Origin of the sequence: Cupriavidus taiwanensis (genome assembly GCF_900250075.1) — a bacterium.
GTDB classification, from domain to species: Bacteria; Pseudomonadota; Gammaproteobacteria; order Burkholderiales; family Burkholderiaceae; genus Cupriavidus; species Cupriavidus taiwanensis_C.
Map to the genome: position 1 here is coordinate 2,409,086 of NZ_LT977071.1, position 14,880 is coordinate 2,423,965.

General features: G+C 69.3%; 10 protein-coding genes. 7 read left to right on the plus strand and 3 right to left on the minus strand.

Annotation, left to right across the window (positions count from 1 at the left end):
• The first annotated feature begins 354 nt into the window (after positions 1-354).
• The 3 genes from CBM2588_RS27240 to CBM2588_RS27250 all read left to right on the plus strand — a co-directional run bounded on the left by CBM2588_RS27240 (position 355) and on the right by CBM2588_RS27250 (position 5,948).
• Positions 355-1,002, plus strand: a complete 648-nt coding sequence (locus CBM2588_RS27240; protein WP_115683365.1) for a response regulator transcription factor — start codon at positions 355-357, stop codon at positions 1,000-1,002.
• Between the two features lie 11 nt (positions 1,003-1,013).
• On the plus strand, positions 1,014-4,418 hold the full coding sequence (locus CBM2588_RS27245; protein ID WP_115683366.1) for an ATP-binding protein: 3,405 nt from the start codon (positions 1,014-1,016) through the stop codon (positions 4,416-4,418).
• 138 nt (positions 4,419-4,556) lie between these two features.
• Positions 4,557-5,948 (plus strand): MFS transporter, encoded by a 1,392-nt coding sequence (locus CBM2588_RS27250; RefSeq protein ID WP_115683367.1) that lies wholly within the window; start codon positions 4,557-4,559, stop codon positions 5,946-5,948.
• Between the two features lie 97 nt (positions 5,949-6,045).
• Here CBM2588_RS27250 and CBM2588_RS27255 read toward each other — a convergent pair whose 3' ends face one another.
• From CBM2588_RS27255 to CBM2588_RS27265, 3 genes are all read right to left on the minus strand, one after another.
• On the minus strand, positions 6,046-7,023 hold the full coding sequence (locus tag CBM2588_RS27255) for a Bug family tripartite tricarboxylate transporter substrate binding protein (RefSeq protein WP_115683368.1): 978 nt from the start codon (positions 7,021-7,023) through the stop codon (positions 6,046-6,048).
• 95 nt (positions 7,024-7,118) lie between these two features.
• Positions 7,119-7,931, minus strand: a complete 813-nt coding sequence (locus CBM2588_RS27260) for an SDR family oxidoreductase (protein ID WP_115683369.1) — start codon at positions 7,929-7,931, stop codon at positions 7,119-7,121.
• 49 nt (positions 7,932-7,980) lie between these two features.
• The gene (locus CBM2588_RS27265; RefSeq protein ID WP_115683754.1) at positions 7,981-8,910 is read right to left on the minus strand and encodes an IclR family transcriptional regulator; all 930 of its coding nucleotides are present in this window, start codon (positions 8,908-8,910) and stop codon (positions 7,981-7,983) included.
• 462 nt (positions 8,911-9,372) lie between these two features.
• Here CBM2588_RS27265 and fdnG point away from each other — a divergent pair, with 462 nt between their 5' ends.
• From fdnG to fdhE, 4 genes are read left to right on the plus strand one after another with little or no spacing between them, the layout of a single operon-like run.
• Positions 9,373-12,462 carry a formate dehydrogenase-N subunit alpha gene (fdnG, locus tag CBM2588_RS27270; protein ID WP_115683370.1) on the plus strand — a complete coding sequence of 1,030 codons (3,090 nt, stop codon included), beginning with the start codon at positions 9,373-9,375 and terminating at the stop codon, positions 12,460-12,462.
• Positions 12,459-13,349: a formate dehydrogenase subunit beta gene (gene fdxH, locus CBM2588_RS27275; protein ID WP_115683371.1), complete on the plus strand. Its 891-nt coding sequence runs from the start codon at positions 12,459-12,461 to the stop codon at positions 13,347-13,349. Before fdnG ends, fdxH begins: the two co-directional genes overlap by 4 nt.
• Complete coding sequence (locus tag CBM2588_RS27280; RefSeq protein WP_197717976.1) at positions 13,346-14,011, plus strand: formate dehydrogenase subunit gamma; 666 nt, start codon at positions 13,346-13,348, stop codon at positions 14,009-14,011. Before fdxH ends, CBM2588_RS27280 begins: the two co-directional genes overlap by 4 nt.
• On the plus strand, positions 14,008-14,871 hold the full coding sequence (gene fdhE / locus CBM2588_RS27285; protein WP_231942291.1) for a formate dehydrogenase accessory protein FdhE: 864 nt from the start codon (positions 14,008-14,010) through the stop codon (positions 14,869-14,871). The genes CBM2588_RS27280 and fdhE overlap by 4 nt, the downstream gene beginning before the upstream one ends.
• The last annotated feature ends 9 nt before the right edge of the window (positions 14,872-14,880 follow it).

Sequence of the window (14,880 nt, forward strand, 5' to 3'; positions counted from 1 at the left end):
TGCCGCCAAACGCCAAAATCCCGCTCCACCGGCATGTGCCTGGCGCGTGTGGCCGGCGATGTCGCCACGGCGGCACTTTGGCGTGCATTGATTTCCCGCAATGGCTGTATCGCAAGACAAGGGCCGGAGTGCTGCGCAAACCCGAGTCAAGCCGGCGCGGACTGCCGCTTATCTTCCAGAGATGTCATTGCATTGGCCGGATCCGGTCCTTTGCGCGATCCCACGGCATCCGCGAACTAGCCGAATTCCGATTCAGCGAGGCGCTGAATCTGGCCAGAATCCGAGTCTTGTGATGACGCCACCGCACGGCGCCCGCAGCCGCAACCCGGTTGCCGTCTCACCCGGAGATTGCCCATGAACGACCAAGTCCTGCGCGTTGCCCTGGCCGATGACCACCCGCTGGTGGTGGCCGCGCTGCGCGACTGCCTGCAGCGCAGCGCGCGCGTCCAGATCAGCGCCGAATGCCGCAACGGCACCGAGCTGCTCGGCACGCTGGCGCGGCACCCGGCCGATATCGCCATCACCGATTTCTGCATGGGCCAAGGCGATGCCTCGCTGGACGGCTTCAACCTGCTCAGCCGGCTGGCGCGGCGCCATCCGGCGACGCGGGTGGTGGTGATCAGCGCCCGCTCCAATGCCGCCATCGTCCGCCGCGCGATGAAGCTGGGCGTGCGCGGCTTCGTCAGCAAGGAGGATCCGCTCGAGGAAGTGGTGCGCGCCTGCGCCCACGCCGCGTTCGGCAGAGGCTGCTTCTGCTCGCCCGCGGTGCACGCGGTGCTGCAGCGCGCGGCGCTGCCCGGCACGCCCGCGCGGGAGCCGACCCAGCGCGAGCTCGAAGTCATCCGGCTCTATGCGCAGGGCGCGCAGCTGACCGAGATCGCCGCCAAGCTGGGCCGCTCGGTCAGCACCATCTCCAGCCAGAAGACCGTGGCCATGCGCAAGCTCGGGGTGCAGACCAATACCGGCCTGATCCGCTACGCCTATGAAAGCGGGTTGATCTGACCGCGCGGGCGATGCAGCAAGACCCCGACCGCACCCGCGACACCCTGGCCGGCACCTTCGACGCGCTGGCCGACCACGCCCGCCGGCAGCAGCACCTGTACTCGGTGACCATCGCCGCGCTGATCGCCATCGTGCTGTGCTCGGGCACGCTGCTGGCCGGGCTGGCGGCGGACCAGCACCTGGACTACCGGCGCAGCCAGGTCGCGCAGTATGTCGGCACGGTATCGCAGCGGCTGCATAACGAAGCCTCGTTCGTGCGCCGCACCGCGCTCAGCATCCGCTACCATCTGCGCGCCGCCATCGCGGCCCCGTCGCGCGACCCCGACGTCGAGGCCTTGCGCCGCACCGGCGCGGCTGGCGTCCATGTCGAGGCCGTGCGCAAGGACTACCATCTGCTGGCCGGCGACGCCACGCGCCAGGCCTGGGGCGCGAGGCTGCCGACCGAGTTCGCGCGGCTGCGCCAGGTCGCGCTGGCAGCGGTGGCCACGCAGCAGGCCTTCGACCTGGACCATGGCGCCTACGCGGTCTCGCTGGACGAGGACAGCGCGGTCGTGATCCGCCAGCCCGAAGCCGGCGCGCGCGCGCCGCTGGCGCTCGATCCGGCGCTGATCCCGCGCCTGCGCGCGCAGCTGACTGGCGCGCTGCTGGAGCGCACCGGCCACCCCGTGCCGGCGCGCGACCAGACCGTCTGGCTGGGGCCGCTGCGCGACCCCGTGGACGACAGCCCGATCATGGTCCTGGCCAGCGCCGCCTATGCCGGCGACTCGGCCACCATGCTGGTGGCCGCCTGCGTGCCGCTGCAGGCGTTCCTGGCCGGCCTGCCGCCGCCACAGGACCACGCCGGCCTGGCGCTGCTCAATGACGCGGACCGCCTGATCGACGTATGGCCGCATGCCGGCACGCTGACCTCGGCCAGCGCCCGCGACATCGCTGCGCGGGTCCGCGGCCTGCCGCACAACGCGCTGCGCCTGACACGCTCGGGCGTGGTGCTGGTGCAGCCGTTGCAGCCCGGCTTCGGCCTGCTGGTCTACCACCTGCCATACCGGCTGCTGTTCAACGCGCTGGCGGCCGAACTGGCGGTGATCGGCGCCGCCATGCTGCTGCTGACCGTTGCCATCGTGCTCGCGGCGCACTACTGGAGCCGGCACCTGCTGCGGCGCTCGCATGCCGAAGCGAGGCGCGCGCTGGAAAGCGAGCTGATGAACCAGGTGCTGGTCAGTGCCACGCCGGTCGGCCTGTGCATCGTGCGCCAGCACGACTACGCCGTGCTGGCCTGCAATCCGCTGGCGGCATCGCTGCTGCCGGCGCGGCCGCACGAACCGCTGCCGGCCGCGGTGGCCGGGGCGCTGGGGCGGCTGCCTTGCGGCGCCGGCGGCGGCCCTGCCTCGGTCTGCAGCGTCACCGTCGCGGCCGGGGAAGCGCCCGGCCCCGCCGCGGCGGCACCGCGCTTCCTGCAGGTCACCTATGCCCCGGCGCGCTACCGCGATGAAGCCGTGCTGTTCTGCGCGGTGCTGGACTGCACCGCGCAAGAGGCGCTGCAGCAGCAGCTGCGCTCCGCCCAGCAGGCCACCGAAGCGATGCTGCGGGTGCGTTCGACCTTCTTTGCCGCGATGAGCCACGAGATCCGTACGCCGCTGAACGCGCTGCTGGGCAACCTCGAACTGCTGGCACGCAGCGGCGGCATGGAGCCGCACGCGGCGCGGCTGCGCGCGCTGGAGACCGCCGCCGGATCGCTGCGCCGCATCGTCAACGATGTGCTGGACTTCTCCAAGATCGACGCGGGGCAGCTGGCGCTGGTCAATGCGCCATTCCGTCCCGTCGAAGCCCTGGAGAGCCTGGCGCTCGCCTATGCGCCCATGGTCGCGGGCCGCCCGCTGCGCTTCTGCCTGCAGCTGTCGCCGACGCTCGACACGGAAGTCGTGGGCGATCGCACGCGGCTGGTGCAGGTCTTCAACAACCTGCTGAACAACGCCTTCAAGTTCACCGCCAGCGGCCGCATCACGCTGAGCGGCGAGCTGCAGGCCGATGCGCATGGCATGCAGCGGCTGGTCTGCCGCGTCAGCGATTCCGGCATCGGCATGACACCAGCACTGGCGGCGCGCGTGTTCCAGCCGTTCGTGCAGGGCGATGCCGCTGCCGACAGCCGCTATGGCGGCACCGGGCTGGGGTTGTCGATCTGCGCCAGGCTGTGCGAGCTGATGGGAGGCAGCATCGTCGTCAACAGCGTGCCGGACGTTGGCAGCGCGTTCACGGTGTCGGTGCCGCTGGCGCCGGCCGATGCAGCGCCGCACGCGCCAGCGGCGGCGAGCGTGACGCACAGCGGCCGTGTGCTGGTGCTGTCGCAGGACCAACGCGCCGGCGCGTCGATCGAAGGATGGCTCAAGTCCGCGGGGTGGCACACCGAGGCGGTGGCCTCCATCGCCCTGGCGCAGGACAGCGTGCAGCGCAATGCGCCCGCTGCCGTGGTCGCGACCGAAGACTTTGCGCCAGCGGCGCTGGATGCGCTGCGCCAGTCCGCGCCGCTGGTGTGGCTGACGGCCGACGGTCCGCATCGCCCGCAGCAGCATGGCGCCGGCATGCTGGAGGCGTCGGCATTCAGCCATCGCGCGCTGCTCGACGCCGTGGCAGCCGCCACCGGCGCCACCCAGCAGGCGACCATCCCCATGCCCGCGGCCCCCACGCCCGCGCTGCCCGCGCTGCCCGCACCCGCGGCGGCGCCCCTGACCATCCTTGTCGCCGAGGACAACCCGCTGAACCAGTCCCTGGTCGCCGAGCAACTGCAGGCAATCGGCTGCCACCCCATCGTCACGGGCAACGGCAGGCAGGCACTGGCGGTGCTGGCGCGCACACGCGTCGACGCACTGCTGACCGACCTGCATATGCCGGAAATGGACGGCCACGCCTTGCTGCACGCCGTGCAGGCCAGGTATCCGGGCCTGCCAGTCATAGCCTTCAGCGCCGTGGCCTGCAGCGATCCCGAGCACGACTGGCGCCTGCGCGGGTTCTCCGGCTACCTGGCCAAGCCCGCCTCGCTGCAGGACCTGCAAGCCTGCCTGCGCGGCCTGCCTCGCGCCGCGACCGATGCCGCCGCCTGCGCGCAACCGCGCGACCCGGCCACCACAGGGGAGGCCCCGCGCCGCCGTTACGAAGACATGCTGCGCCGGCAGCTGCAGCAAGACCTGCCGGCACTGGCCCGCATCCTCGCGCAGCAGGACCCGGCCGGCCTGCGCCACTGGGTGCATGCCGCGGCAGGCGCCTTCATGATCGTGCGGCGCCAGTCCATCGTCAGGCAATGCCAGGACCTCGAGGCATTGTGCGAGGCGGCCCCAGGCTGGGCCCCGGCCATGGCCGAAGCGGCAGACATCCTTTACAAGCGGCTGCAGCGTTACGCGCTCGGCGCCGCGGCGGGGCCCTGACCGCCGACGGCAGCGCCTTACCACAATTGGCGGATTTGCGAGCAGCCGCACGCGCGACCATAATGGCAACGCCGCGCCGTGGCCCGCCTGGCCGATCCGATCCGACCCGGGCGCGGCATTGTCTCCAATGTCTCCCCCATGCCGCCAGAACAAGGCCTGCCCCAGCCCCAGCGCACCTGGGCCATCCTCACCGTTTTCTTCGGCCTGATCATGGCCGTGCTCGACGGCTCGATCGCCAATATCGCGCTGCCGTCGATCTCGCGCGAACTGCAGGCCGATCCCGCCAGCACCATCTGGGTCGTCAACGCCTACCAGCTGACGGTGACCGTATGCCTGCTGCCGCTGTCGTCGCTGGGAGACATCCTGGGCTACAAGCGGGTCTACCGCGCGGGGCTGGCGACCTTCCTGGTGGGGTCGCTGCTGTGCGCGCTGTCGGTCAACCTGCCGATGCTGGTGGCCGCGCGCGTGCTGCAGGGCATCGGCGGCGCCGGCATCATGAGCGTCAACACCGCGCTGGTGCGCTTTATCTACCCGCCCACGCGGCTGGGCCGCGGCATCGGACTCAATGCGCTGGTGGTGGGCGTGACCATCGCGGTGGGGCCATCGCTGGGCGCGCTGATCCTGGCGGTGGCCAGCTGGCCCTGGCTGTTCGCGGTCAATGTTCCGGTGGCCATCGCCGCGCTGGCGCTGAGCCGTACCGCGCTGCCGAACACGCCGCCGCAGCCGCGCGGGTTCGACTACCCCAGCGCGCTGCTGTCGGCGCTGGTGTTCGGCATGTTTATCCTGAGCGTCGACGGCCTCGGCCATCCCGGCTGGCGCCTGGCCGGCTGCGCGGGCGTGGCGCTCGCGGTGGGGCTGGGCTGGCTGCTGGTGCGGCGCCAGCGCGGCCGCGCCGCGCCGCTGGTGCCGGTCGACCTGTTTGCCAGCCGCGCCTTTGCGCTGGCGGTGGGGACTTCGTTCTGCTCGTTCATGACGCAGATGCTGTCCTTTATCGCGCTGCCGTTCTTTCTCGAATACCAGCTCGGCCGCTCGCTGCAGGAGACCGGCCTGCTGATCACGCCGTGGCCGCTGATGGTGGCGGTGATGGCGGCGGTTTCGGGCCGGCTGTCGGACCGCTATCCGGCCAGCATCCTCGCCGGCATCGGGCTGGTCATGCTGGGCGGCGGACTGGTCGGCCTGGCCACGCTGGGCCCCGACGCCGGCAGCTTCGACATCGCCTGGCGCATGGCCATGTGCGGCACCGGCTTCGGCTTCTTCCAGTCCCCCAACAACCGCGCCATGATCGGCGCCACCCCGCCGGAGCGCAGCGGCGGCGCCAGCGGCGCGCAGGCCACCACGCGACTGCTGGGGCAGACCACCGGCACGGCGCTGGTGGCGCTGCTGTTCAGCTTGTCGCCGGACAGCGCGGCGCGCATGGCGTTGTATGTGGCGGCGGCGGTGGCGGCGGTGGGGGCGATGATCAGCCTGAGCCGGTTGCGCGATCCCGGAGGAGAGACGGCGGTGCGGGAGGCGGTGGAGCCGGATGCGTAGATGGGAATGCGCTGAGACGCGGCCGGTTTGCTCCCCTCTCCCGCTTGCGCGAGAGGGAGTACACCAGCAGTAGCTGGAAAGCCGGTGGCAAACGGTGTTACTCCGCCTTCGCCCCCGACTCCTTCACCACCCTCGCCCACTTGGCGATTTCCTGGCGCTGATAGGCCGCCAGCTTTTCCGGCGTGCCCAGCACCGGGTCAAGTCCCAGCGTCTTCAGCTTCGCCTGCACCTCGGGCAGCGTGAAGATGCGGTTGAGCTCGGCATTCAGTTTGGCCACCACCTCCTTCGGCGTATTCGCCGGCGCGAACACCGCGAACCAGGAATCCGCCTCGAAGCCCGGCAGGCCCTGCTCGGCCAGCGTCGGGATATCCGGCGCCGAGGCCGAGCGCTTCGCGCTGGTGATGCCGAGTGCGCGCAGCTTGCCCTCGCGCACCACGGGCAGGGCCGAGGGCAGGTTGTCGAACATCATGGTGATATGGCCGCCGAGCAGGTCGGGAATGGCCATGGCGCGGCCCTTGTAGGGAACGTGCGTGATCTTGACGCCCGCCATCGTATTGAACATTTCCCCGGCCACATGCGGCGAGGTGCCGATGCCTGGCGTGCCGAAGGTCAGGCCGCCGGGCCGGGCCTTGGCCAGCGCGATCAGCTCCGCCACGTTCTTCGCCGGCACGCCGGGATTGACCACCAGCACGTTGGGCGTCGAGGCGATCAGGATCACCGGCGTGAAGTCCTTGACCATGTCGTACGGCATCTTGCTGTACAGCGCGCCGTTGATCGAATGCGTGCCGACGGTGCCGAGCGCCAGCGTATGGCCGTCGGCCGGCGCGTGGGCCACGGCCTCGGCGCCGATATTGCCGCCGGCGCCGGGCTTGTTGTCGACCACCACCGGCTGGCCCCAGGCGGGCGAGATTTTCTCCGAGACGATGCGCGCCAGCGTGTCTGGCGCGCCGCCGGTGGGAAAGCCCACCACGATGCGGATGGGCTTGGCGGGATAGCCCTGTGCCTGCGCGGCAGCGGGGCCGGTCAGGACGGATACGGCAAGCACTGCCGCCGCGGCAACGGTACCGAAACGCATGGGATGTCCTCCGGTTGCGCGCGGCTGCGTGGCCGCGCGCATTGTGAAGGCGGCGGCAATGCCGCCGCCGGAACCTGCCAGGCTGCCCGCCCCTTTCAGACCGCGATGCCGCCGAACTCCTGCATCACCTTGTCATGCAGGCGGCGCATGCCGCGCAGCCAGCGGTCATAGTCCTGGCCCTTGCGCCGATAGTACTCAAGCACTTCGGGGTGCGGCAAGATCAGGAAGCGCTCGTCGGCCACGCCCTCCAGCGTCACCGCGGCGACATGCTCGGCGGTGACCGAGCCTTCCTGCAGGAAGCCCTTGCGCTGGCCGTTCTCGCCGAACAGCATGTTGGTCTGCACCCCCTGCGGGCAGATGCAGCTGACCTTGATGCCGCGCTCGCCGTAGGTGATCGACAGCCACTCGGCAAAGCCGATGGCGGCATGCTTGGTCACCGCATACGGTGCCGAGCCGATCTGCGACAGCAAGCCCGCCGCCGACACCGTGTTGACGAAGTAGCCGTCGCCGCGCTCCAGCATCTGCGGCAGCACCGCCTTTGCCGCATGGATGTGCGCCATCACGTTGATTTCCCAGATGCGCTGCCAGTCGCCGGCGCTGGCGTCCAGGCCCTTGCGCAGGATGATGCCGGCGTTGGAACAGAAAATATCGACCTGGCCGAAGCGCTGCGTGGCCAGGTCGGCCAGCCCCTGCACCGCGGCCGCGTCGGCGACGTCGACGGGCTGGGCGAACACCTGGCAGGCGGGCGCGACGGCCTGGACCTCGGCCGCCACCGCGGCGGCGCCGGCCGCGTTCAGGTCAGCCACGGCCACGCCGCGCGCGCCGGCCTGCGCAAAGGCCAGCGCCAGCGCGCGGCCGATGCCGGTGGCCGCGCCAGTCACCACGACGGTCTTGTTGCGTACTTCCATGGGTGGTCTCCTCGTTGAATTCGAATGCCGGCATCTGCGGCCGGACGCATCAGGCCCGCTTCGCCGCGTCGGGATCGGGCCCCGGTTCTGGCTGCGCCGAGGCAAAGCGCGCGGTCGCGCGCGCACCGCCCGGCTGCCACAGCCGCGCCTGCAGGGTCTGCGCCAGCTCGCGCACGCGCGGCCCCAGGTTGGCTTCCAGGATTTCCGGCGACAGCCGCGCCGCGGCGCCGCCGATATTCAACGCCAGCACCTCGCTGCTGCCCGCCAGCCGCAGCGGCGCGGCCGCGCCGCTGACGGTGCGGTCCCACTCCGCATGCGCGACGCAGAAGCCGCGCCGCTCATGGTCACGCAGCGCACGCTCCACGCCCGCGCGCACCGCCGGCCAGCGCGCGCCGTAGTGCCGCGCCAGCTCCGCCAGCGCGCCCTCGCGGTGATCCGCATCCAGACCCGCCAGCCATGCCCGCCCGATCGCCGAGGTGGCCATCGGCAGCCGCGCGCCCGGCGCCAGCCGGATCACCAGCGCGCCGCGCGGCTGGCAGCTTTCCAGGTAGACCATGGCATGGCGGTCCGGCATGGCCAGCGCCACCGTGCAATCCGTCGCAAACGCCAGCGACTGCATCAGCGGCTGCGCGATCTCGCGGATGCCGGCGCCCCCGACATAGCGGTGCCCCAGCACCATCGCGCCCTGCCCCAGCCGGTACTTTTCCGTCGCCTCGATATAAGTCAGGTAGCCGAGCGTGGCCAGCGTATAGGTCAGCCGCGACACCGTCGGCCGCGGAATGCCGGTGCGCCGCGACAGCTCCGCGTTGCCCAGGTAATCGTCCTGCGGCCCGAACGCGCGCAGCAGCTCCATGCCGCGCGCCAGCGCCGTGACGAAATTGCGGTCATCGGCACAGCCATTGCCCCCCGGCACGTCGGCCGGCACCAGGATGTGCGCGGCATCGGGCGGCGGCGTGGGAATGGTGGTGGTGCGTCTCATGGGCAGCGGTTCGGGCAGGCCCATTAGATTGCAGCAAAGGCGGCGGCCGCAGGGGCGCTATGTAGGGAAAGCATGTGCCCTAGAAACGGTGTTCATGGACACCATTCGACAGGCCGGCGCCTGTCACATCTGTGGCGCCAGAGGCGTCACTTAACGGATTGCTTATGGGCTGGCAAAGAATCGCTGAATTGTCCTTCGGTTGGCACGCGGATATCTTTGCGCAAACGGCGCGGATCATGCCGGCAACGCTGCCCGTCGCGGCAACGCTGACCCGACGCCCGGAGACGACCTGACACGCTGCCCCAAGGCGGCAATTCCCATCAAGGATGGCTCTCACCGCCACTGCGCCCACCCCGCGCAGCGGGCCTGCGCGCGCGTTCATTCCTTGTCGGACATAAAAAAGGCGGAGACCCCCGGCCTGTTCATCCGCGGGCCGGCGGAAAAAATGACGATGAGACCACGATGACTACACCCACCAGCATTGGACGCCGGCGGTTCCTCAAGATCCTTGGCGCCGGTTCGTTCGCCGCTTCGGCCGCGGCACTGGGCATGGCGCCGGCATGGGCGCAAACCCCGGCGGGCGTGCGCCCCTACAAGCTGCTGCGCGCCAAGGAGACGCGCAACAATTGCACCTATTGCTCGGTCGGGTGCGGCCTGCTGATGTATTCGCTGGGGGATGGTGCCAGGAACGCAAAGCCACGCATCTTCCACATCGAGGGCGATCCCGACCATCCGGTCAGCCGCGGCTCGCTGTGTCCCAAGGGAGCGGGGCTGCTCGACATCGTCCATTCGAAAAACCGGCTGCTGTACCCGGAATACCGTGCGCCGGGGTCGAAGGAATGGGTGCGCATCAGCTGGGACGACGCGACCCGGCGCATCGCGCGCCTGCTCAAGGACGACCGCGACCGGCACTTCATCGCGCGCAACGAGAAGGGCCAGCTGGTGAACCGCTGGCTCAGTTCGGGCATGCTCGCCTCGTCGGCGGCGTCCAACGAAACCGGCGTGCTCGACTTCAAGTTTGCCCGCTCGCTGGGCATGCTGGCGCTGGACTGCCAGGCACGGCTGTGCCACGCGCCCACGGTATCCGCACTGGGCCCGTCGTTCGGGCGCGGCGCGATGACCAACCACTGGGTGGACATCAAGAACGCCGATGTCGTCATGATCATGGGCGGCAACCCCGCCGAGGCGCATCCCGTCGGCTTCAAGTGGGTGATCGAAGCCAAGATCAAGAACAGGGCCAGGGTCATCGTCGTCGATCCGCGCTTCAATCGCACGGCCGCGGTGGCCGACATCTTCTCGCCGATCCGCGCGGGCTCGGATACGGCCTTCCTGATGGGCCTGGTCAACTGGCTGCTGCAGCACGACAAGATCCAGCACGACTACGTGCGAGCGTACACCAACGCAGCGCTGATCGTGCGCGAGGATTTCGGCTTCGACGAGGGGCTGTTCTCGGGCTTCGATGCCGAAACCAGGCGCTACGACAAGTCGTCGTGGACCTATGAACTCGACGGCGCGGGCAACGCCCGGCGCGATCCGTCGATGCGCCATCCCCGCTGCGTGCTGAGCCTGCTGAAGCAGCACGTATCGCGCTACACGCCGGAGAAGGTCGAGCAGATCACCGGCGTGAAGCAGGCCGACTTCCTGCGGATCGCCGAGATCGTGGGCACGTGCGCGGCGCGGGACAAGACCCTGACGTGGCTGTATGCGCTGGGCTGGACGCACCACACCGGCGGCGCGCAGATCATCCGCGGCGCGGCGATGATCCAGCTGCTGCTGGGCAATGTCGGCATGGCCGGCGGCGGCGTGAACGCGCTGCGCGGGCACTCGAATATCCAGGGCTATACCGACCTGGGCCTGCTGTCGGTACGGCTGCCGGGCTATATGGACCTGCCCACGGACGGACAGCAGACCCTGAAGAAGTACCTGGCCGATGCCACGCCCAGGGCGCTGCTGCCCGACCAGGTCAACTACTGGAAGAACCTGCCCAAGTTCTTCGTCTCGCTGCAGAAAAACCTGTTCGGCAAGCATGCCACGGCGCAGAACGACTGGGCTTACGACCTGCTGCCGAAGTGGGACCGCAGCTACGACATGCTGGCGTACTTCGACCTGATGTACGAAGGCAAGGTCAACGGCTATATCGTCCAGGGCTTCAACCCGCTGGCGGCGATGCCGGACAAGAACAAGTCCTCCGCCGCGCTGTCGAAACTGAAGTTCCTGGTGGTGATCGACCCGCTGGTGACCGAGACCTCCAACTTCTGGCGCAACGAGGGCAAGTTCAACGACGTCAGGACCGAGGAGATCATGACCGAGGTGTTCCGGCTGCCGTCGAGCTGTTTCGCCGAAGAGGACGGCACCGTGGTCAATTCGGGTCGCTGGCTGCAATGGCACTACGCCGGCCAGCAGCCGCCGGGCGAGGCGCGCCACGACCCCGCCATCCTCGCCGGCATCATGATGGAGCTGCGCCGGCTGTACCAGACCGAAGGCGGCGCGTGTCCCGAGCAGGTACTGCACATGACCTGGGACGCCGACACCTATCACGATCCCCACCACCCGCATCCCGAGGAAATGGCCAAGGAGGCCAACGGCTACGCGCTGGCGGACGTTTTCGACGAGCGCGGCAACAAAATCCTGCGCAAGGGCCAGCTGCTGGATTCGTTCGCGCAGCTGCGGGACGACGGCACCACCTCGAGCTACTGCTGGATCTTCGCCGGCTCCTGGACCGAGGCCGGCAACCAGATGGCCAGGCGCGACAACACCGACACCGGGCTCGGCAATACGCCCGGCTGGGCCTGGTCCTGGCCCGCCAACCGCCGCATCCTCTACAACCGCGCCTCGATGGACGAGATGGGGAAGCCCTGGGACCCCAGGCGCCAGATCCTGCATTGGAACGGCCAGCAATGGACGGGCGCCGACGTGCCGGATTTTCCGCTGACCGCGGCGCCCGGCACACCCGTTGGGCCGTTCATCATGCTGCCCGAAGGCGTGGGCCGGCTGTTCTCCGCCGGCGGCATGATCGACGGCCCCTTCCCCGAGCACTACGAGCCGGTGGAGAGCCCGATCGCAAACAACCCGCTGCATGCCAGGGTCACCCACAACCCGACCGCGCGCATCTTCCAGAACGATGCGCAGCGGCTGGGCAACCGCACCGATTTCCCTTATGTCGCCACGACCTATTCGGTGACCGAGCTGTTCCGCCACTGGACCAAGCATTCGCACCTGAACGCCATGCTGCAGCCCGAGCAGTTCGTCGAGATCGGCGAGAAGCTTGCCGCCGACAAGGGCATTGCCCATGGCGATACGGTCAGGATCACCACCCGGCGCGGCTATATCACGGCCAAGGCCGTGGTGACCAAGCGCATGCGCACGCTGCAGGTGGCGGGGCAAGCCGTCGAGCAGGTCGGCATCCCCTGCCACTGGGGCTTCGAAGGCGCGACCCGCAAAGGCTATCTCGCCAACACCCTGGCGCCCGGCGTGGGCGACGCCAATTCGCAAACGCCGGAATTCAAGGCATTCCTCGTCAATATTGAAAAGATGGCCGGAGCCCGGGCATGAACTCGCAGAACATCATCCGCCGCTCGGCCTCGTCCGAGCTGACGCCGGCGCCGCGCATCCGCGACCACCAGATGGAAGTGGCCAAGCTGATCGACGTGTCGATCTGCATCGGCTGCAAGGCGTGCCAGGTCGCCTGCAACGAATGGAACGACCTGCGCGGCGACGTGCAGGAAAACGTCGGCATCTACGACAATCCGCGCGACCTGTCGCCCAATACCTGGACCCTGATGCGCTTCACCGAGCATGAGGACCAGGCCGGCAAGCTGGAATGGCTGATCCGCAAGGACGGCTGCATGCATTGCGAGGATCCCGGCTGCCTGAAAGCCTGTCCCGCGCCCGGCGCCATCGTGCAGTATGCGAACGGCATCGTCGATTTCCAGTCCGACCTGTGCATCGGCTGCGGCTATTGCGTCGCCGGCTGCCCGTTCGACGTGCCGCGCATCTCGAAGCTGGACAACAAGGCCTACAAATGCACGCTGTGCTCCGACCGCGTCGCGGTCGGACAGGAGCCGGCCTGCGTCAAGACCTGCCCCACCGGCGCCATCGCGTTCGGCTCGAAGGCAGAGATGCAGTCGCTTGGCGCGGAGCGCGTGGCCGAGCTGAACGAGCGCGGCTATGCCAATGCCGGCGTGTATGACCCGGCGGGGGTCGGCGGCACCCACGTGATGTACGTGCTGCAGCATGCCGACGATGCCGAGCGCTACGCGGGCCTGCCGAAGGACCCCGAGATCAGCGCGCTGGTGTCGGGCTGGAAAGATGGCCTCAAACCCGGCGCCGCGATCGTCGGCGCGGCGGCGGTCGTCGGCATGGCCGCGCATTTCATGGCGGTCGGGCCGAACACCACCGACACCGGCCACGACGGCGCGGCAAATGGAGACGCCAAATGATGCCCCACGACGACAGGATCCTGCGCACGAAATTCTCCGAACGGCTGTGCCACTGGGCGGTCGTGCTGTGCTTCTTCCTTGCGGCCGTGTCGGGCATTTCATGGTTCTTCCCGAGCGTGAGCTGGATGAGCGGCCTGCTGGGCACGCCGCAGCTGGCGCGGCTGCTGCATCCGTTCCTCGGCATCGCGGTATTCGCGGGGCTTTGCTATATGTTCGCGCGCTTCGTGGGTTACAACCTGCCGGCCCGCACTGACGCGATCTGGTTTCGCCGCATCCGCGACGTGCTGATGAACCGGCATGGTGGCGAACCGCTGAAGATCGGCAAGTACAACGCCGGCCAGAAGGTGCTGTTCTGGCTGATCATGGCTTCGATACTGGTCCTGCTGGTGTCCGGGCTGGTCATGTGGCGCGCGTATTTCGCCGAATTTTTCCCGGTTGTTGTGCTGCGCCTGGCGATCCTGGTCCATGCCGTGGCCGGGATCGGGCTGATTCTGCTGATCCTCGGGCATATCTATCTGGCGCTCTGGGTGCGCGGCTCGATCACCGGCATGGTGACGGGCTACGTCTCGCGCGCGTGGGCCAGGCAACACCATGACCGGTGGCATGGCGAACTGGAAGCGAAAGACGCGCAGGCGGCAAGCGCAAGGGGGCATGGGCAATGAACCCGCATCCGAAAATGCAGGGGGCGCTGCCGCCGGATGAGGCATCGCGGCATTTCACGCCGCTGATCCAGCCCGACCTGTTCCAGCTTTACAGCCGGCGCGCCGCGCGCCTGCATGCGCTGGCCGAAGGCCACGACCATGCCGCTTACCTGCACTGGGCCGCCCGCGTGACCGAGGCGCAGGCAACCGTGCTGCCCGACGCCGGCGCATGCGGGCCGCTGGCAGCCGGCGCGATTGCGCATGCGGGGCGTTGCATTGCCCTGCTCGACCGTCTGATCGAGCGGCTTGCGCATGACATTCCCGCGCCGGCCGCACCCCATCTCGCGGCACTGCGCGGCCTGGCCGCGGCCGAACGTCTGGCGGCCGCGCAGGCGCTGGCCGCGGGCCGCTTCGACGCCGTGCCGGCGGCGATCGCACCATTGCTCTGGGCCGCGCTGTCGCTGCAATGCGCCACCGCCGCGCGCGCGGCGCCGGTGCCCGCCGACGGCACCGCCGAGCCGCCGGCCTGCCCGGTGTGCGGCACCGCCCCGGTGGCAAGCCTGATCCAGACCGGCGCGCACCACGGCATGCGCTACCTGCATTGCCCGCTGTGCGAAAGCGCGTGGCACATGGTGCGGGCCAAATGCAGCAACTGCGGCTCCGCCGCCGACCTGGACTACTTCAGCTTCGACACCGCCGAAGCCACGGTGCGCGCCGAAAGCTGCGGCGTGTGCCGCGGTTATCTGAAGGTGGTATCACTGGAGCGGGATCCGCATGCCGAAGCAGTGGCGGATGATCTGGCCACGCTGGCGCTGGACGACGCCGTGGCCGCAGAAGGCTTTCAACGTACCGGGTTCAATCCGTTCGCGTTGCCCGGATGAGACGGCGCG